Origin of the sequence: Nostoc sp. S13 (assembly GCF_029379315.1) — a bacterium.
GTDB lineage: Bacteria > Cyanobacteriota > Cyanobacteriia > Cyanobacteriales > Nostocaceae > Nostoc.
Genome location: NZ_JAQYWQ010000092.1, coordinates 13,197 through 29,797 on the forward strand (window position 1 = coordinate 13,197; position 16,601 = coordinate 29,797).

The following is a 16,601-nucleotide window of genomic DNA, read 5'->3' on the forward strand; positions in this document are numbered from 1 at the left end:
ACGAAAACAGAGATGAAAATCACCCAAGGTAAAATCAACGAGCTGCTCACTGAAACAGGATGCGAGCATAATCAGCACAAACAATCCGAAAAGAAAAACAAGTCATGCGCTCAACAGGCACAACCTGGCGCGGCTCAAGGGGGCTGTGCTTTTGATGGTGCAATGATTGCCCTAGTACCGATCGCAGATGCTGCTCATTTAGTCCACGGGCCTATAGCCTGTGCTGGTAATTCCTGGGGCAGTCGTGGTAGTCTCTCGTCTGGCCCTCAACTCTACAAAATGGGCTTTACCACTGACTTGGGTGAAAATGATGTCATCTTCGGTGGCGAAAAGAAGCTTTACAAAGCGATTCTGGAACTCAAAGAGCGCTACCAACCAGCAGCTGTATTCGTGTACGCCACTTGCGTGACAGCATTAATTGGTGATGATATTGATGCTGTCTGCAAAGCTGCGGCTGAGAAAATTGGTACTCCTGTTATTCCCGTTATTGCACCAGGATTCATTGGCAGTAAAAATCTGGGCAACCGTTTTGGCGGTGAAGCTTTGTTAGAATATGTTGTCGGCACAGCAGAACCGGAACATACAACGCCCTATGATATTAACTTAATCGGTGAATACAACATCGCCGGGGAAATGTGGGGAGTAACGCCACTGTTAGAAAAATTAGGCATTCGCATTTTGTCTAAAATTACGGGCGATGCTCGCTACAATGAAATTCGCTACGCCCACCGCGCCAAGCTCAATGTGATGATCTGCTCACGAGCGCTGGTCAACATGGCGAGAAAGATGGAGGAGCGTTACAACATCCCCTACATTGAAGAGTCTTTCTACGGCATCGATGATATGAATCGCTGTCTGCGAAACATCGCTGCTAAATTAGGTGATCCTGATTTACAAGAGCGGACAGAAAAGCTGATTGCAGAAGAAACGGCTGCTCTAGATTTGGCACTGGCTCCCTATCGCGCTCGACTCAAAGGTAAGCGGGTCGTTTTGTATACTGGTGGTGTTAAGAGTTGGTCGATTATCTCGGCAGCTAAGGACTTGGGCATTGAAGTAGTTGCTACCAGTACTCGCAAAAGTACTGAGGAAGATAAAGGCAAAATCAAGAAGTTGCTCGGTAACGATGGCATTATGCTGGAGAAGGGCAACGCTAAGGAATTGTTACAAGTGGTTAAAGACACTCGCGCAGATATGCTGATTGCTGGTGGTCGTAACCAATACACCGCTTTAAAAGCTCGAATTCCTTTCCTTGATATTAACCAAGAACGCCACCATCCTTATGCAGGTTATGTGGGAATGATTGAGATGGCGCGGGAACTCTACGAAGCTCTGTATAGCCCGATTTGGGAGCAAATACGCAAACCCGCTCCTTGGGACGAGGAGGTAGTTTAATGGCGGCTGTACCCTCGTTCCCAGACTCCGGCTGGAAACGCATTCCTGAAGGCTCTGCCTTCTTTTTAGAGCAGATGAGGCAGAGCCTCACTGTCAGCATTCCCCGGCCGAGCCAGGGAACGAGAAAGTCCGCCCTGTGGAATGAGGAGGTAGTTTAATGGCGATCGTTACCATTTCTAACAAAGCACTGACAGTTAATCCTCTCAAGCAAAGTCAAGCTTTGGGTGCAACCTTAGCTTTTTTGGGATTAAAAGGGACGATGCCTTTATTCCACGGTTCTCAAGGTTGTACTGCTTTCGCCAAAGTTGTCCTAGTGCGACATTTCCGGGAAGCGATTCCCCTCGCTACCACAGCGATGACGGAAGTCACTACTATCTTAGGTGGCGAAGAGAATGTGGAACAAGCAATTCTCACCTTGGTGGAAAAGTCTAACCCGGAAATTATTGGTTTATGTAGTACTGGGTTGACTGAAACTAGAGGAGATGACATCGAGGGTTTTCTTAAGGAAATCCGCGATCGCCATCCAGAATTGAATGATTTGGCGATCGTTTTTGCACCTACCCCAGATTTTAAAGGTGCATTGCAAGATGGTTTTGCCGTTGCTGTGGAAAGCATAGTTAAGAAAATTCCTCGCGCGGGTGAAATCAAAACAGAACAAGTGACGATTTTGGCGGGTTCTGCCTTCACACCAGGGGATGTACAAGAAATCAAAGAGATAGTCACGGCCTTTGGACTAGTGCCGATCTTTGTACCTGACCTTGGCGCCTCTCTAGATGGTCATTTAGAAGATAGCTACAGCGCTGTTACAGTCAGTGGGACTACCTTAAAACAGCTACAAGAAGTAGGTAGTTCTGCTTTCACCTTGGCATTGGGTGAAAGTATGCGGGGGGCTGCAAAGATTCTGGAAGAACGCTTTGACACACCTTATGAGGTGTTTGCCGAACTGACGGGATTAGAACCGGTAGATGAGTTTATCCAAGCATTGGCGTTTCTGAGTGGTAACAGTGTACCCGAAAAATACCGCCGTCAACGCCGTCAGTTGCAAGATGCGATGTTAGACACCCACTTTTACTTCGGTGCAAAACGAGTTTCCTTAGCCCTGGAACCAGATTTGCTGTGGTCAACAGTGCATTTCCTGCAATCGATGGGAGCGCAAATTCATGCGGCGGTGACAACCACGCGATCGCACTTACTAGAAAAACTCCCGGTTAAAAGCGTCACCATCGGCGATTTGGAAGACTTTGAGAGCTTATGCGCTGGGTCTGATTTGCTGATCGGTAACTCAAATGTCGGTGCGATCGCTAAACGGCTTTCAGTTCCTCTTTATCGTCTAGGATTGCCCATTTATGACCGCTTAGGTAATGGTCAATTTACCAAAGTTGGCTATCGAGGCACGATGGAACTTGTGTTTGGCATCGGCAACCTGTTTTTAGAACAAGAAGAATCATTAGTAAAGACGCGATTAATCGCGTCTGTACAATAGTCATTCTAGAGACGCGATTAATCGCGTCTCTAGAATAGTCATTCGTCAGTGGTCACTAGTCATTAGCAACTGACAACTAACAATTGACAACTAACAACTGACAAAGGACAAAGTACGATGAAAATTGCCTTTACGACAAGTGACGGAGTTCATATTAATACTCACTTTGGAGGGTCAGAACAGATTGATGTTTATGAAATTTCCGATGATGGATATCACTTTCTAGAAACTATCAAATTTAATTATGAAATCAAAGAAGAGAATAATGAGAGTAAACTCGCGCCAAAAATTGAAGCATTAGGTGATTGCACAATTATTTATGTTTTAGCAATTGGCGGGAGTGCTGCCGCTCGGTTAATCAAGAAAGGTGTCACCCCAGTCAAGGCGCGATCAGAAGAAGACGAAATTAGTCAAGTGCTAAACAAGCTAGTGAAAACCCTCAAAGGTAATCCCCCACCTTGGTTACGTAAAGCTTTACAGCAAAAACCCACAAACTTTGCCGATGAAGTTGAAAATGAAGCAACAGTATGACCACAAATAATAGTGTTAACGGAACTGCTACAACAGAAGTCTTGAACTCACCTTTCCTTAAGGTATTAATTAAACAAATTCGTGGTCAAGACAGTTATGGAGTTTATCGTAGTTGGTCGGATGAATTGATTCTCAAACCCTTTATTGTCACCAAACAAAAGAAACGGGAAATCTCCGTTGAGAGCGAAGTTGATCCGATCACTCAAGCTCGGATTATGGCATTTTTTCGAGCTGTAGCTGCTGGGATTGAACAGGAAACAGGTTTAATATCCCAGGTTGTGGTTGATTTGAGCCATGAAGGATTTGGCTGGGCGCTAGTTTTTTCTGGCCGTCTTTTGCTAGCTGTGAAAACCTTACGAGATGCTCATCGCTTTGGCTTTGACTCGCTGGATAAATTAGCAGAAGAGGGAGAAAACTACGTCAAAAAAGGCATTGATTTGGCGAAGCGCTTTCCTGAAGTTGGCAACATTTAATTAGTCATTAGTCATTAGTCATTGGTCATTAGTAAAAGACAAATGACGAAGGACGAAGGACGAAGGACAAATGACAAATGAAAATTGAGGAATTAGAAGGACAAATCAGACGGCTTAACAGCAAAGCGGGTCAAATGAAAATGGATCTGCATGATTTAGCTGAAGGTCTGCCAACAGACTACAAACAACTTATGGATGTTGCAGCTGCAACTTATGAAATCTATCGCCAGTTAGATGAACTGAAGCAACATCTGAAAACATTGGAGAATGCTAAATGACTGGAACTATTGATGAATTCAAGCAGCTCGTAGATGCAGAAGAATTTTTTAAATTCTTTAATCTGTCCTACGATTTAGAAGTTGTGAATGTAAATCGTCTACATATTCTGAAAAAGTTCTCTCAATACATCCAAGAAATTGATGATAATTCTCCTGGATTGAGTCAAGAAGAGAAATTAAATCAATATTCTTTGGCTTTGCAAAAAGCCTATCAGGTATTTATCGAATCGACACCCCATGAACAAAAGCTGTTCAAAGTGTTTAACGACAAGCCGAAAAATGTAGTCACACTGACAGAAATCACTTCTGATTAGGAGGTATAAATTGGTTAACCTGACGCCTACCGAATTAGAACGCTATCGTCGCCAAATGATGCTTCCGAATTTTGGCGAAACAGCACAGAAGCGCCTGAAGTCAGCGACAGTTCTGGTTACAGGTGTGGGGGGATTAGGCGGTACGGCGGCGCTTTACCTAGCAGTAGCAGGCGTTGGGCGGCTAATCTTAGTCCGGGGTGGTGACTTGCGGCTAGATGATATGAATCGTCAGGTTCTTATGACTGATGATTGGGTAGGTAAGCCAAGGGTATTCAAAGCTAAAGAAACTCTGGATGCGATTAATCCTGATGTTCAAGTGGAAGCTGTTCATGATTACATCACCCCGGAAAATGTAGATTCGTTAGTGCAGTCTGCTGATATGGCTCTTGATTGCGCCCACAACTTTACAGAGCGCAATTTGTTAAATGAAGCCTGTGTGCGCTGGCGTAAGCCAATGGTGGAAGCCGCAATGAATGGGATGGACGCTTACCTGACGACGATTATTCCTGGTGTGACTCCTTGTTTGTCCTGTCTGTTTCCAGAAAAGCCTGATTGGGATCAGCGCGGCTTTTCAGTTATAGGCGCTGTCTCTGGGACACTAGCTTGTCTAACGGCTTTGGAGGCGATCAAGCTGATCACTGGGTTTAGTCAGCCTCTATTATCGCAATTGCTGACAATCGACCTGAATCGGATGGAATTTGCTAAACGCCGTTCTCACCGCGATCGCTCTTGTCCAGTATGCGGTAATAGTGCGCCTTGGAGACACGCACCATCCAATTCGATGGAAGCTACGGGTATTACACAAAATGGTCATTAGTCATTAGACTTATCCACAAATAAACCTCAAAATAGCTGAAACCCTTACATAGCTGGCTTTTTAGCTTATATAAAACAGGAACCTCTAAAACCCTCTCCAGAGCTAGGTTTCAGCCAAATAAAGTTCTCATTTCCGGATAAGTCTATTGGTCATTGGTCATTAGTGAATAACAAAGGACAAATGACAAAGGACAAATGACAACCCACACCTGAAATCAGAACAACTAATCGCTAGAAATCAGGAGACCTGATGACCGTTACTTTATCAGAAAAAGCAGAATTTCATCTGCAGGCATTGCTCGGAGGTTCCGCACCCAACGCTAATGGCGCAACTAAAGGTATCCGCATCTCTGTAAAAAATGGTGGTTGCAGTGGCAATGAATATGCAATAAATATCACCAGCAAGCCCCAACCAGATGATTTAGTAACCCAGCAAGGCAAAGTGCTGGTTTACGTTGATGCCAAAAGTGCGTCGTTATTAGAAGGAATTGTGGTTGACTTCGTTGAGGGAGCGATGGAAAGCGGTTTTAAGTTCATCAACCCCAATGCAACTGATAATTGCAGTGGTTGTGGAAAGTCCCTCAAAGGAGGCGATAGTAAGTCTACTGGTGTACCTTGCAGCTAACATCATTCCGTTAGCCACCAAGTCTGATTATAGACGTTTGCCATAGACGCGGTAAGCGTTCGCAGAGCGTCTCGTAGAGAAGCCATGCCGCAGGCTTATCGCCCTGCCTTGAGGTTGCTTCTTGTTTGCGTTGCATCCCTTAAGCCTAAAGAGAAACTAGCTAAAACGTAGTTTTTCCTTAATAAGAAGGGAAGTAAAGAATAGGATAGGTTGCTCAAAAACTTCGGAAACTACACCAACTGTATAACGTTTGAGGAGAATCGGAAAATGGCTACCTACCAAGTTAGATTAATCAACAAAAAGGAAGACCTAGACACCACAATTGAAGTTGATGAAGAGACTACCATCTTAGATGCAGCAGAAGACAATGGTATTGAGTTGCCAGCCTCTTGTCAAGCAGGTTCTTGCTCTAGCTGTGTTGGCAAGGTTGTTGAAGGTGAAATTAATCAAGAAGATCAAAACTTCCTAGATGATGAGCAGATTTCTAAAGGATTCGCTCTACTTTGTGTCACTTATCCTCGTTCTAATTGCACAATTAAGACTCATCAAGAAGCGTATCTCGTCTAAACTATTACTTTGTTTGCTGCCTTTGGCAACCAAATAAAAGATGAAGGATGAAGGATGAAAACATACTTCCTTCTTCCCTTCACAATTCCTAATTTATAATTCAAATGTTTACCGACTTTAGTATGACTGGCTGTTCATTAGAATTATTGAAAAGGGGAGAGCGAGGAACCGTCACCTTCTGTAAAAGTCAGGATGAAACAATCTTGAAAAAACTTATATCAATAGGAGTAACACCAGGAACTACTATCACTTTAAAACAACACTTTCCCTCTTTAATTATCAAAATTGGGAATACAGATTTGGCACTAGATATAGAAAGTGTTCGCGCTATTTATGTTCGGATTATTGATGATTGAATTAATTAACATCTAGATAACATCATCTTGACCTCACTCTTTTCCTAATTAATTCCAGGAGTGAGGTCATTCACTAGAAATGAATGCAATTTGGTATTAGAGATAGAGCCGCTTGCAAGAAAAGGCAACTTGCCTATTTTTTATTCAATAGCAACTATCACATCTGATGATTTAATCACCGCATGAGCCTGCTTACCTTCTATAAGCCCTAGCTTTTCTGCTGATGATTTTGTGATGATTGACACTAACTCTACTCCTGGTGCTATTTCTAAAGTTATCTCAGTATTAACTGAACCATGCACAACTTTTTTGACAGTACCTTTGAGAGAATTCCGAGCGCTAATTTCCATTTTTTGTCTCTGTTTTACTTAATACTTAAATAAATTAGCATATTTTTATGCACATTTTGGTTAAGAAAGGAAATTATTTTATATTTCTTAATAACTCTCGATTACATAAAGTAGATTTCAGTGTAATATTTCTGTTTAATTAAACACAAGATAAGATTCAATGGAAACGTTACATCAAATTTGAGCATTTTCAGATATTGATGGTGGGTAGGCGTTTCACGTTTTAGATATCGTTAGTATTTAGTAGGGGCACAGCTTTGGCGAATATAATTCGCGGTTACACAAACAAGAGCCACATCGACTGGGCTAAGAGAAAATAAAGCTTTTTGTAACCAACGGATGTGAGTTTTGTCTCATATAGTTACGTTTTATAACTGCCGTTTTAATCTTAAGCTGAGACTATTTGCTATTAGTTTATATGATGAAATAAAATTGTAAAAAATGCAGCAATTTCAGTATTTTTCAATATTTTTTCTGAGATATATCTAGGGATCTTTATAAATGATTCATAGTTGAAAACTATCAAAGTGATAATATATAACTAAGTTAAATTGTTGCTAGTCAACTTAGTACTCGATCAAGTCAAAATTGCTGGGTGAGGACGCGAAGTAGGGAGTAGGTAAAGCTTTTTTTGTTTTGCCAAACTTTTGAATACCTAGCAAAGTTGGTTTGTTAAACTACTAGACTTCAGCTACTCGTAGATAACGTTTCCTAATAAGAATGAGGTAGAGCTTAACCTCACCCCGATAAAGTTGTGCTTTATCTCCCCTCTCCGAACTTACGGAGAGGGGCTGGGGCTGAGGGTGAGGTTTTGATCTGATGTACTTCATGCCTGTGGGAACCGCTATAGCATTTTTCAATAATGCTGGGCAATCCTCATCATTAAGTTTTTCAAGCAACTTTATGCTTAGAATTAACTAAAGTTTGTGAAATTTAAAGAACAATTATGAGTAAAGTAAACAGGCAAGATTTGAGTGAAGTAACAAACCAATGGCTAATAGCAAAAGGCTATAATCCTGGGGATTTAAATCAGCGAGGTGAAAATGGTGATACAGCTTTGATGAAAGTAACAAGAGAGGGAGTTTATGCAGTCGTCAAGGAACTGATTGATGCAGGCGCGGATATCAATGCTCGAAATAGCGATCGCAACAATGCTTTGTGGTTTGCTTGTTTTGGTAATCACTACGATTTAATTAATTTACTCCTAGCTGTAAACATTAATATTAACAACCAAAATGATAACGGTGCAACTGTTTTAATGTATGCAGCATCATCTGGGAAGACAGAAGTCGTTAAGTTACTTTTACAGCATCATCCTAACTTGGATTTGAAAAACTTAGACGATTATAAAGCTATCGATTTTGCCAGCAATGCCGAAGTTTTAAGGATACTTAAAAATGCCACAAAGTCAAATATCGGGCAAAGCCTATCATGAAGCTACCAAGCATTCTTACTTATCGGTACAAATTGATCCAAATTATGTAGATGCTTCAACACAGCCATCTGCATTTAAAGTTTATCCCAAATTTTATCGGAGAGTAAAATTAAATCTCAATAATCCTGTTCATTCTTTTATCTCCTTAACCAGTACAATAACGCTGGAGAAAGTGTATAAAGATGGCCCATTAAAACTGCGAGTGAATCCATCAGCAGGCGCTTTGTATCCCACGGAAGTTTACGTACAGGTTCGCGGTATTGAGGGAATAGTAGATGGTATATATCATGTAGAAGTTGAGAATAATTGTCTAACTCTCATCTATGAATTAATTGATGATGGGTTAGAGAGTTATATTATACCAGGTAAAAGTATCAACGGATTCATCTTTTTAATTAGTTGTGTTTATTATAGGTCTAGCTGGAAATATCAAAATAGAAGCATGAGATATTGCTTATTAGATAGCGGGCATCATTTAGGTGCAGTTGCAGCTTCAGCTTTTCTTCACAGCCGAGATATCCAACTAATTTTCGACTTTGATAAACTCACTCTCAATTCCGATTTGGGATTTGAAAATAAGGAGTTTATCACTGCTTGTGCGGTGTCAGGAGAACTACAAGACAAAAAAATCAGACACTTAAGGCTGAAAGTTCCTTTTGTCTGCGCTACTGATTATTTTGAATCTAACCAATTTATTGAAGATGCTTATCAAGCAACTACTCTACAAAAGAGCGGCCAGCAGAAATTAGAGTATCCTCAATTTGACTTTGATAAGGATAAATTTTATAAAACTGTTTGGGATAGACGTTCTGTTAGACGTTTCCGGAAAGAGTCTATTTCTCAAGAAGATTATTTATATATAGTGCAGCAACTTGAGCAGTCAATACCGACAGAAAACTATGAGGAAATAGAAGTTTACTCAGTGGTACATCGAGTAGAGGGAATGACACCTGGGTTATATAAAGGTACGTATCTGGTTAGGACAGGTAATTTTAGTGAAAAGACGGGTTACTTATGTATTAATCAGGCTATTGCTAAGGATAGCGCTGTAACTTTATTTTTTGTGTCAGATTATTTAAATTATCAAACTGCTATGCAAATAGCTGGTTTTCTAGGGCAGAGACTTTATTTAACTAGTAATTATTTGGGGATTCAATGTAGTGGAATAGGTGCTTATTATGATGAAGAAACCCAGGAATTATTAGAAACAAATAAAGATGTACTTTATGGGATGGTAATTGGAATATAAGCAGGAATCTAAGAGAGATGACTAGAAAGACGTATTACTTTAATGGTGATGACTCGCACCCTATGCAACCGACATCGGCAGATATTATACTGCGACAGCAATTAGAGTATTCTATTAGTAGCTACTTTTATGAAGCTTGCGATCGCACGATTCAAAATCTTCTATCTAATTGTCGGTGGTATGTCACAACCCATGCCAATGCTCTAACATTGGTAATTGAATGTCCCGATCAAGTTACTAATTGGCGTATTTTGCAAAAAATCGTGCCAATGGGGACATTACTCTACGGAATTGTCAGCAGTGCTAAAATCCGTGTTTGTCCCCCAGACATTCAAGGCGTACCTTTTGAAATGAGGGTAGATGAACTTTCTGTTTATCGAGATTGGGCGTGATTCAATTTTAGATTTTGGATTTTGGATTTTGGATTTTGGATTTTGGATTTTGGATTAGTTAATATTCTGTTTGATAAGTGCAACTACCTCTTCAAAAACCAAATCAGCAGAATGTTTTATAGCAGGACTTAACTCCAGTCCAAAACCCAAATTTGCTGCCTCAATTAAATAAACTATTACCTCTTGGGGAAAGTCATTTTTAAAGATTTTCTGTCCGGCGGCTAAAGCATTATCCCAACGAAAATCGTGCAAGTTATAACTAGGTTCTGGCAAAGCTTCCAGTTCTTTTCCTGGAACTTTAAACACAGCACCTGGTTCAGAACCTGTTGAACTTGCATCAATAATCACTAATTGTTTACTACCTCTAGCTTGAAACATTACTTCCATCCCTGCGGTGCCACAGTCATATATTCGCACATGAGGATGAGGGTTTTCAGCTAGATATTTTTGTAAGCGTTGGGCAATGATTACGCCGACTGCATCGTCATTGCGATTTAGATTACCGCAACCAATAATCGTTAGCATGGGATAAGATTTAATTGTTTAAGAAGTTGCAAATTCAGTTAAAGCGCGATCACTTGGAGGATGGAAAGCCAACATAATATCAGAGGATGTTCGGCTGTATGCTCTAAGTTATCTGCTGACTATGAAACTCAGCTGTTATACAGCTAAAGTAGTTTAGTTATGAACTTCCAAAAAATAAATTATCCAAAATTATTTGTACATTTGTAGATGGGATGTTTCTTTTAGCTGGAAGTCCGTTAACAGTTCTGTATCTAAGTCAAACTTTACTCTTCTTAACAATAGGATACAAAAACTCTCTCAATCATAAGCGTCTGACGAAAAAACAAGTTCAAGACTTGATTGAATCTGAAGGAAAACTGCACGAAGAATTCACAAAAATATTTGAACAAACCTATTCAACTGAATATAAGGATCAACCCCTAGTCTATGAACTCTCCAACGACAGATTCTTATTCGTGTTTGACCCCAAAGGACATAGCATTCCTGGGAAAGGGGATATTTATGCAAAAGAATAATTTTTGAAATTTGTCCAATCGACACAAAGAACAATAGAAGATATTGCTAATAATCGTGCTAATTCTGTTTCTCATTAGAACTATTACTCAAAGTATAAGATAGAACTTGTAAAGAAGATTGACGAGCTAATTAATGAGCTTGCAAAACAGTTAGATATTACCCGCCAGCAACTTGATTTATCCTATATCAGCTTGGATGTTGTTTCTAAAAAAGCTGAAGCTTATGGAATCGATCATATCCAGACTGCTCTATATGATAACTTAGTAGCTTACGTAGGTGAGGTTATGAGACATAAGAAAAATGCCCAGTGGACTATTAATAGTTACTCTGTAAGTGAAAAGTATCCATACATTAGTGCAGGTGTTAATGGAGTTCTGATGCCAATTAATGTAGTTTGGCAAGAACTATCTAGTCTTAAATCGATGAATTTACGGAAAGAAACTGCCAATGAGATCCGACGGTTTTCATTAGAGCAAAGATAGTTAAAGTTTCTAAATGAGGCAATCAGGAGAGACTAAAACAGAGGCTCTGACTGATGAGACAGACAAAGCCTCTGAAAAATAAATTATCAGCAGGAAACTAGAACTCTACACCATGTTTCTTGGCAATTTCAGTAAGCTTCTCACACTGATGTTGTGATGCTTTAGTCAAAACTTCTTCAGCCTGTTCTTTAGTACTTCCCTCTTTAGGAATTAAATATTTGACATAAAGTGATACAAAATCAGCAGCGATCGCTAAACCGGATAAAGCGTGTTTGTCAGCTTCCTTGCCAGCGATCGCAGCTACCAAACCGGCTTTAATTGGGTCTGGTTTAACTTTCATGAACTGCTCGACAAGTTTAGGAACGTAGTCTTCTGGTGGCAAATTATCTAACTTACTTCTATCTGGAGTAAAGTTACATTCTGCGGCTTTTGCCTGCTCTAAAACACACCATTCTATGTATTCTTGCAATGCGGCATCGGGAACGCGAGGGAGATATTCGTGTAGCGCTAAATCAGACACAAGCTTACCGTGTAAATTTCTGTTTTGTTGAAGTGAATTAAGGCAAGCCTAACGCACTGTTTCCATCAGTTTTAGTGTGTTACGCTACGAGTTTTGAATAAAAGGGTATTGGGCATTGGGAATTGGGCATAAGGCAATGAGCAATTGATGCAAGACCCCAAAGCGGTTAAAAAGTTTATTGCGACATTTTTACTAGGTTAAAAGAGTTGATGGAGCGCTCGCCGAAATAGCAAATGCGTAGGCGTAGCTAGCCGTAGGCATCGCCGAAGTAGCAAATATAGTCGCCGAATTGGCAAATATAGTCGCCGAAATAGCAAATGCGTAGGCGTAGCCAGCCATAGGCATCGCCGATATAGCAAATATAGTCGCCGATATAGCAAATGTAGTTGCCTAAATAGCAAATGCGTAGGCGTAGCCAGCCGTAGGCATCGCTGATCCAAAAAGAGAGTGATCGCTAATCCCATCTACTTTTGTCATCGTTCTTTTAAGTTGCGGCTGAGAGCTAATTTAGTCCCAAAATTTTTTCTGGCAAAGGGGCATTGAAATCATCTGGCACTACAAAACGCCCTTTATCTTGCCCTAAACTATTGAGTCGATTTGATCAGGAGCGAAACCGAACCAACTTGGCGATCGGAATGCCTCGGTTGGAAATAATGATTTCTTCTCCAAGTTCTACCCGTGACAAAAGATTTGAGAGATTCGTTTTAGCTTGATGAATATTTACAGTTTCCATAAAATTACACTAAGTTTGTAAACTAAGTTTATACGAATTTTCAAAATGATTGGGACATATGTAGGTTGGGGAGCCACCATTAAGTTAAGCTGTTAATTAGCACAGGTAGCTTTCTTATACCTATTAGCAAAAGACTCGAAGATGACCAATCTTAAATGCAACTTGGATACAAAACCACAAATTTTCCTAAGTTATGCAAGTGCTGATAAAGCCGCTGCAAGAGCAATTGTGGATAGGCTACGATCACGAAATCTTGATGTATGGCTGGATGATTATGAACTCTATCCAGGAGGGCATTGGGCTGAATCTATTCGTGTTGCTGTTTCAGCAAGTGCCTATCTCCTGCTTCTACTGTCCAAACATTCGGTACACTTTCATTGGTTAAGCAATGAAACTGAAGCTGTACTCAAGGAACTGCAAAGCCGAGATATCACATTCTTACCTGTCCTTTTGGAAGATTGTGATATTCCACTATCACTTGCTAGTTATCAGTGGTTTGAGATGAGAAGCGGAATAGAAGAGAACTTGGAAAAGCTTGCAAGCACACTCAGATATACTCAAAAGATTGACTTTGAAAAATTGTCTCCACAAACCTTCGAGCAACTGGTAGTAGAACTTCTTCAGAAACTTGGTTTTGTCAATCTGGAATCGGATAGTAAGCAAAATGATTCACGCATTGATGCTGTTGTTGAATTTCGACATAAAGATCCGTTTGGTGCTGAAACTCGTGAGGTTTACGCAGTTGAAACGAAATTTTACCGCCATTCTCGTGCTGACTTACGAACACTTATGCAATTGGTTAGTTATGCGAAGAACGATCCAAAAATTAATAAGGCACTGCTTGTTACAAATGGAAAACTTACATCTGTTGCTCTTGATTGGGTAAGCGATGCTCCAAAAATAATCGGTATCCCAATTCGTGTTGTAGATGGAACAGAGTTAAAGCGGCTTCTCCTTCAGAACACCGATCTGGTTTCCAAGTACTTTACTGCCAGCATGGGTCATGCTTGATGAGCCAAATTACTGATTTCATCAATCGGCTTGATAACTGTCCTGCTGGTCAAAAAGGTTGGCGAGAGTTTGAGAAACTGTGTGTAGAAATTATTGAATTTTTATTTGTTCCGCCGTTGGTCAGGCCAATTATTCAGCCACGAACTTACTCTGGTACAAATCGACGAGATGCGGTATTTCCAAATCGTAATTTTGATGAAAAACATGGATGGGGCTTGCTTCTTCGGGAACTGGAAGCAATAATGGTGCTTTTTGAGTTCAAAAATTACGAATTAATAGATATTGGTCATGAGGAGGTTATTCAAACTGAGAACTACTTGACTGAGCCTATGGGTAAGCTTGCAATAATGGTGTGTAACAAGCTTCCCAATGATGGTGCTCATATCCACCGAAATAATATTTACAGTCGGCGTCGCAAGGTTATTCTCTTCATCACAAAGGATCATCTGAAAGAAATGCTCTTTATTAAGGAAAGAGGAGAAGACCCATGTGATTTAATTGTCGATCTCGTTGAACGGTTTTATCTACAACACGAGTAAAGCAGTATTTAAACTTTGTTGGAACAAACACATAAGAGGGCTGAGTGCTGAATTAAAAATTATTTATTGCTAGATTATTAACACATATAAATATTTTAGATTTACATCTGCTATTATATCCCAACTCCTTATTTTGAATGTGATGAGTAATGAGCTAATAACTAACTAGATAATAATTAGCTATTAGCCATTAGCATCTTCTAAGCAGTGCGAAAACGCGCTAACTCTTCACCAGTCTTTGCATCATGGGCGTGGACTGTACACACCAAACATGAATCAAACGATCGCGCCACATGACCAACTTCCACCGGGTCGCTAGAATCGTAAATGGGTGTGCCAATTAAAGCTTCTTCAATGGGGCCGCGGATTCCTTCACCGTCACGAGGGCCAATATTCCAAGTACCTGGGGCAATCACCTGGTAATTCTTAATCTTACCGCCCTCCACTTCTACCCAGTGAGACAGAGAACCGCGTGCTGCTTCCGTTGCACCCCAACCGCGACCATCTTTTTCTTTGGGTTTAATATACCAGGGGTCGTTTAATTTGAATTCGCGCAAACAGTGTTCGGCTTGACGATATAACTTGACAATTTCGTGAAGTCGTGCAAGCTGACGCACATGGATACTAGCACCACCCATGCGTTTGAAGACATCGAGGATAAAGCCGTCGTAGTGTTGCCAAGATTCGCCATGTTTACCACCTGCAACTAATTGACGCGCTAAAGGGCCGGTTTCCAAACGTCCGAAATCTTTGTGAAGGACTGCACTCGACCAAGAATAGGCGTTATCGAAGTCTTTGGTATTAATTGCAGTGGGTTTAGTTATGCGATCGCTAGGGTGAATGTCTGCTGTCCCTTCATCGTACCAGGAGTGAGTTGTATTCTCACGGGTAAATGACTGATCCATTAAGGTGTGAGTGTGTGTGAAGCTGTCGTACACTCCACTTTTCATGATCATCGCCGCATTTCGTCCTTCAATAGTCGGCTTTTGGTATTTATCTTCATGGGCTAAATATCCCCAAGTGACATATTTTCCAACACCAGCACCATATCTATCTAGACCGATATCTAAACCCATGCGCCAATAAAAACCTAAGTCGGAATCTCGATGATTTCGGTTTTCATCTAACCAGTCTTTGAAGTCGTCATAAGTCTCGATTTGTTCATAGCGTTCTAATGAACAACCCAACCATACTGGTTCTAACCAATTGGTGCGGAAATATTCTAGAATCGCCCAAGCGCGGGTGATGTCTGTTAAAGTGGGGGCGCACATCACGCCACCGGGAACCATGTAGCTAGAATGGGGCCATTGTCCACCCAATAGTGCATAAATTTCTACAGGTTTAGCGGAAATTGTGATGCCTAGTTCGTAAGATTTGCCTGTGAAAGCAGCAAAGCGTCTCACAGCTTCCTCATAGAAACGGCTATTTCGGTATTTTTTATTGGTTAAGTCAATAGCAAATAGACCATAAAAGTAGCGGGGGATGCTTTGAATTGTCTCGACAATTTGACCGAGATTTCTGGCTAAAATTGCATTGCGGGGAACTTCTGTTTCCCAGGCTGTATCTAATGCCCAAGATGCACAAGTCAGGTGAGAACCGCCGCAAATGCCGCAAATGCGAGGTGTGACAATTAATCCGGCTTGGGGGTCTTTACCGCGGAGGATAACTTCAAATCCTCGGAAAAGTTCGGCATGTGTCCAGGCGTTAACTACCCGCCCATTTTCGATATCGACTCGGACATCTAAATCGCCTTCAACTCTACCGACAGGTGATATATCTAATGATTGAATTCCCATTGTTTTCTCCTTTAATTGTTAAGGGGAGTGGGGAGTGGGGAGTGGGAAGTGGGGAGTGGGTAGAGACGCGATTAATCGCGTCTCTACTGAGTTAGGAGTTAGGAGTTGGGAATTAGGAGTTAAGAGTTAGCGATTAGGTATTGTTTATTGGGAAGAATTCAGTCCCAATGCCCAATGCCCAATGCCCAATGCCCAATGCCCAATGCCCAATGCCCAAT

Annotated in this window: 21 protein-coding genes and 1 pseudogene; 17 read left to right on the forward strand and 5 right to left on the reverse strand. The window is 40.9% G+C overall.

Annotation, left to right across the window (positions count from 1 at the left end):
• Positions 1–12: 12 nt before the first annotated feature.
• The 10 genes from nifE (at position 13) to PUQ00_RS23800 (ending at position 6,835) form a co-directional block, all read left to right on the forward strand.
• Entirely contained in the window at positions 13–1,392 is a 1,380-nt protein-coding gene (gene nifE, locus PUQ00_RS23755) for a nitrogenase iron-molybdenum cofactor biosynthesis protein NifE (RefSeq protein ID WP_300421475.1), read from the forward strand.
• 157 nt (positions 1,393–1,549) lie between these two features.
• Positions 1,550–2,875 carry a nitrogenase iron-molybdenum cofactor biosynthesis protein NifN gene (gene nifN, locus PUQ00_RS23760; protein WP_300421477.1) on the forward strand — a complete coding sequence of 442 codons (1,326 nt, stop codon included), beginning with the start codon at positions 1,550–1,552 and terminating at the stop codon, positions 2,873–2,875.
• 117 nt (positions 2,876–2,992) lie between these two features.
• The gene (nifX, locus tag PUQ00_RS23765) at positions 2,993–3,406 is read left to right on the forward strand and encodes a nitrogen fixation protein NifX (RefSeq protein ID WP_300421479.1); all 414 of its coding nucleotides are present in this window, start codon (positions 2,993–2,995) and stop codon (positions 3,404–3,406) included.
• The gene (locus tag PUQ00_RS23770) at positions 3,403–3,879 is read left to right on the forward strand and encodes a NifX-associated nitrogen fixation protein (RefSeq protein ID WP_300421481.1); all 477 of its coding nucleotides are present in this window, start codon (positions 3,403–3,405) and stop codon (positions 3,877–3,879) included. Before nifX ends, PUQ00_RS23770 begins: the two co-directional genes overlap by 4 nt.
• 77 nt (positions 3,880–3,956) lie before the next feature.
• A complete protein-coding gene (locus PUQ00_RS23775; protein WP_300421482.1) occupies positions 3,957–4,157 on the forward strand; it encodes a CCE_0567 family metalloprotein in 201 nt (66 codons plus the stop codon).
• The gene (nifW, locus tag PUQ00_RS23780; RefSeq protein WP_300421483.1) at positions 4,154–4,471 is read left to right on the forward strand and encodes a nitrogenase-stabilizing/protective protein NifW; all 318 of its coding nucleotides are present in this window, start codon (positions 4,154–4,156) and stop codon (positions 4,469–4,471) included. Before PUQ00_RS23775 ends, nifW begins: the two co-directional genes overlap by 4 nt.
• Positions 4,472–4,481: 10 nt before the next feature.
• The gene (locus PUQ00_RS23785) at positions 4,482–5,288 is read left to right on the forward strand and encodes a HesA/MoeB/ThiF family protein (RefSeq protein WP_300421485.1); all 807 of its coding nucleotides are present in this window, start codon (positions 4,482–4,484) and stop codon (positions 5,286–5,288) included.
• A 249-nt stretch (positions 5,289–5,537) separates the two neighbouring features.
• Positions 5,538–5,912, forward strand: coding sequence for an iron-sulfur cluster assembly accessory protein (locus PUQ00_RS23790; protein WP_300421486.1), 375 nt, complete (start codon positions 5,538–5,540; stop codon positions 5,910–5,912).
• 267 nt (positions 5,913–6,179) lie between these two features.
• Positions 6,180–6,479, forward strand: coding sequence for a 2Fe-2S iron-sulfur cluster-binding protein (locus PUQ00_RS23795; RefSeq protein ID WP_300421487.1), 300 nt, complete (start codon positions 6,180–6,182; stop codon positions 6,477–6,479).
• A gap of 104 nt (positions 6,480–6,583) precedes the next feature.
• Entirely contained in the window at positions 6,584–6,835 is a 252-nt protein-coding gene (locus PUQ00_RS23800; protein ID WP_300421489.1) for a FeoA family protein, read from the forward strand.
• Positions 6,836–6,975: 140 nt separating this feature from the next.
• Here PUQ00_RS23800 and PUQ00_RS23805 read toward each other — a convergent pair whose 3' ends face one another.
• Entirely contained in the window at positions 6,976–7,185 is a 210-nt protein-coding gene (locus PUQ00_RS23805) for a molybdopterin-binding protein (RefSeq protein ID WP_300421491.1), read from the reverse strand.
• A gap of 946 nt (positions 7,186–8,131) precedes the next feature.
• On the opposite strand from PUQ00_RS23805, the gene PUQ00_RS23810 reads away from it, so the two are divergent.
• Genes PUQ00_RS23810 through PUQ00_RS23820 form a run of 3 tightly spaced genes read left to right on the forward strand, consistent with a single transcriptional unit; the run spans position 8,132 to position 10,261 of the window.
• Complete coding sequence (locus PUQ00_RS23810; protein ID WP_300421493.1) at positions 8,132–8,620, forward strand: ankyrin repeat domain-containing protein; 489 nt, start codon at positions 8,132–8,134, stop codon at positions 8,618–8,620.
• Positions 8,583–9,869, forward strand: a complete 1,287-nt coding sequence (locus PUQ00_RS23815; RefSeq protein ID WP_300421495.1) for a SagB/ThcOx family dehydrogenase — start codon at positions 8,583–8,585, stop codon at positions 9,867–9,869. The genes PUQ00_RS23810 and PUQ00_RS23815 overlap by 38 nt, the downstream gene beginning before the upstream one ends.
• 17 nt (positions 9,870–9,886) lie before the next feature.
• Positions 9,887–10,261 (forward strand): hypothetical protein, encoded by a 375-nt coding sequence (locus PUQ00_RS23820; RefSeq protein WP_300421497.1) that lies wholly within the window; start codon positions 9,887–9,889, stop codon positions 10,259–10,261.
• Between the two features lie 54 nt (positions 10,262–10,315).
• On the opposite strand, the gene PUQ00_RS23825 is transcribed toward PUQ00_RS23820, so the two are convergent.
• On the reverse strand, positions 10,316–10,786 hold the full coding sequence (locus PUQ00_RS23825; protein ID WP_300421499.1) for a hydrogenase maturation protease: 471 nt from the start codon (positions 10,784–10,786) through the stop codon (positions 10,316–10,318).
• Positions 10,787–10,998: 212 nt separating this feature from the next.
• Here PUQ00_RS23825 and PUQ00_RS23830 point away from each other — a divergent pair, with 212 nt between their 5' ends.
• Positions 10,999–11,301, forward strand: coding sequence for a hypothetical protein (locus PUQ00_RS23830; protein ID WP_300421501.1), 303 nt, complete (start codon positions 10,999–11,001; stop codon positions 11,299–11,301).
• A 285-nt stretch (positions 11,302–11,586) separates the two neighbouring features.
• Entirely contained in the window at positions 11,587–11,784 is a 198-nt protein-coding gene (locus tag PUQ00_RS23835; RefSeq protein ID WP_300421502.1) for a hypothetical protein, read from the forward strand.
• A 97-nt stretch (positions 11,785–11,881) separates the two neighbouring features.
• Here PUQ00_RS23835 and PUQ00_RS23840 read toward each other — a convergent pair whose 3' ends face one another.
• Together PUQ00_RS23840 and PUQ00_RS23845 are read right to left on the reverse strand one after the other, a co-directional pair.
• Entirely contained in the window at positions 11,882–12,304 is a 423-nt protein-coding gene (locus PUQ00_RS23840; protein WP_300421504.1) for a hypothetical protein, read from the reverse strand.
• A 502-nt stretch (positions 12,305–12,806) separates the two neighbouring features.
• Positions 12,807–13,037: pseudogene (locus PUQ00_RS23845) on the reverse strand (type II toxin-antitoxin system Phd/YefM family antitoxin).
• Between the two features lie 141 nt (positions 13,038–13,178).
• Between PUQ00_RS23845 and PUQ00_RS23850 the strand changes: the two are divergent.
• Both PUQ00_RS23850 and PUQ00_RS23855 read left to right on the forward strand, forming a co-directional pair.
• On the forward strand, positions 13,179–14,048 hold the full coding sequence (locus PUQ00_RS23850) for a TIR domain-containing protein (RefSeq protein WP_300421505.1): 870 nt from the start codon (positions 13,179–13,181) through the stop codon (positions 14,046–14,048).
• Positions 14,048–14,587: a hypothetical protein gene (locus PUQ00_RS23855; RefSeq protein WP_300421507.1), complete on the forward strand. Its 540-nt coding sequence runs from the start codon at positions 14,048–14,050 to the stop codon at positions 14,585–14,587. Before PUQ00_RS23850 ends, PUQ00_RS23855 begins: the two co-directional genes overlap by 1 nt.
• 200 nt (positions 14,588–14,787) lie before the next feature.
• Here the strand turns inward: PUQ00_RS23855 and PUQ00_RS23860 are convergent, their stop codons facing one another.
• Complete coding sequence (locus tag PUQ00_RS23860; protein WP_300421509.1) at positions 14,788–16,383, reverse strand: nickel-dependent hydrogenase large subunit; 1,596 nt, start codon at positions 16,381–16,383, stop codon at positions 14,788–14,790.
• Between the last annotated feature and the right edge of the window lie 218 nt (positions 16,384–16,601).

Bases quoted from the DNA above. Each gene is read 5' to 3' on its own strand.
- nifE (WP_300421475.1), top strand. From the start codon at position 13: ATGAAAATCACCCAAGGTAAAATCAACGAGCTGCTCACTGAAACAGGA.
- nifN (WP_300421477.1), top strand. From the start codon at position 1,550: ATGGCGATCGTTACCATTTCTAACAAAGCACTGACAGTTAATCCTCTC.
- nifX (WP_300421479.1), top strand. From the start codon at position 2,993: ATGAAAATTGCCTTTACGACAAGTGACGGAGTTCATATTAATACTCAC.
- PUQ00_RS23770 (WP_300421481.1), top strand. From the start codon at position 3,403: ATGACCACAAATAATAGTGTTAACGGAACTGCTACAACAGAAGTCTTG.
- PUQ00_RS23775 (WP_300421482.1), top strand. From the start codon at position 3,957: ATGAAAATTGAGGAATTAGAAGGACAAATCAGACGGCTTAACAGCAAA.
- nifW (WP_300421483.1), top strand. From the start codon at position 4,154: ATGACTGGAACTATTGATGAATTCAAGCAGCTCGTAGATGCAGAAGAA.
- PUQ00_RS23790 (WP_300421486.1), top strand. From the start codon at position 5,538: ATGACCGTTACTTTATCAGAAAAAGCAGAATTTCATCTGCAGGCATTG.
- PUQ00_RS23795 (WP_300421487.1), top strand. From the start codon at position 6,180: ATGGCTACCTACCAAGTTAGATTAATCAACAAAAAGGAAGACCTAGAC.
- PUQ00_RS23800 (WP_300421489.1), top strand. From the start codon at position 6,584: ATGTTTACCGACTTTAGTATGACTGGCTGTTCATTAGAATTATTGAAA.
- PUQ00_RS23805 (WP_300421491.1), bottom strand. From the start codon at position 7,185: ATGGAAATTAGCGCTCGGAATTCTCTCAAAGGTACTGTCAAAAAAGTT.
- PUQ00_RS23810 (WP_300421493.1), top strand. From the start codon at position 8,132: ATGAGTAAAGTAAACAGGCAAGATTTGAGTGAAGTAACAAACCAATGG.
- PUQ00_RS23815 (WP_300421495.1), top strand. From the start codon at position 8,583: ATGCCACAAAGTCAAATATCGGGCAAAGCCTATCATGAAGCTACCAAG.
- PUQ00_RS23820 (WP_300421497.1), top strand. From the start codon at position 9,887: ATGACTAGAAAGACGTATTACTTTAATGGTGATGACTCGCACCCTATG.
- PUQ00_RS23825 (WP_300421499.1), bottom strand. From the start codon at position 10,786: ATGCTAACGATTATTGGTTGCGGTAATCTAAATCGCAATGACGATGCA.
- PUQ00_RS23830 (WP_300421501.1), top strand. From the start codon at position 10,999: ATGTTTCTTTTAGCTGGAAGTCCGTTAACAGTTCTGTATCTAAGTCAA.
- PUQ00_RS23835 (WP_300421502.1), top strand. From the start codon at position 11,587: ATGAGACATAAGAAAAATGCCCAGTGGACTATTAATAGTTACTCTGTA.
- PUQ00_RS23850 (WP_300421505.1), top strand. From the start codon at position 13,179: ATGACCAATCTTAAATGCAACTTGGATACAAAACCACAAATTTTCCTA.
- PUQ00_RS23855 (WP_300421507.1), top strand. From the start codon at position 14,048: ATGAGCCAAATTACTGATTTCATCAATCGGCTTGATAACTGTCCTGCT.
- PUQ00_RS23860 (WP_300421509.1), bottom strand. From the start codon at position 16,383: ATGGGAATTCAATCATTAGATATATCACCTGTCGGTAGAGTTGAAGGC.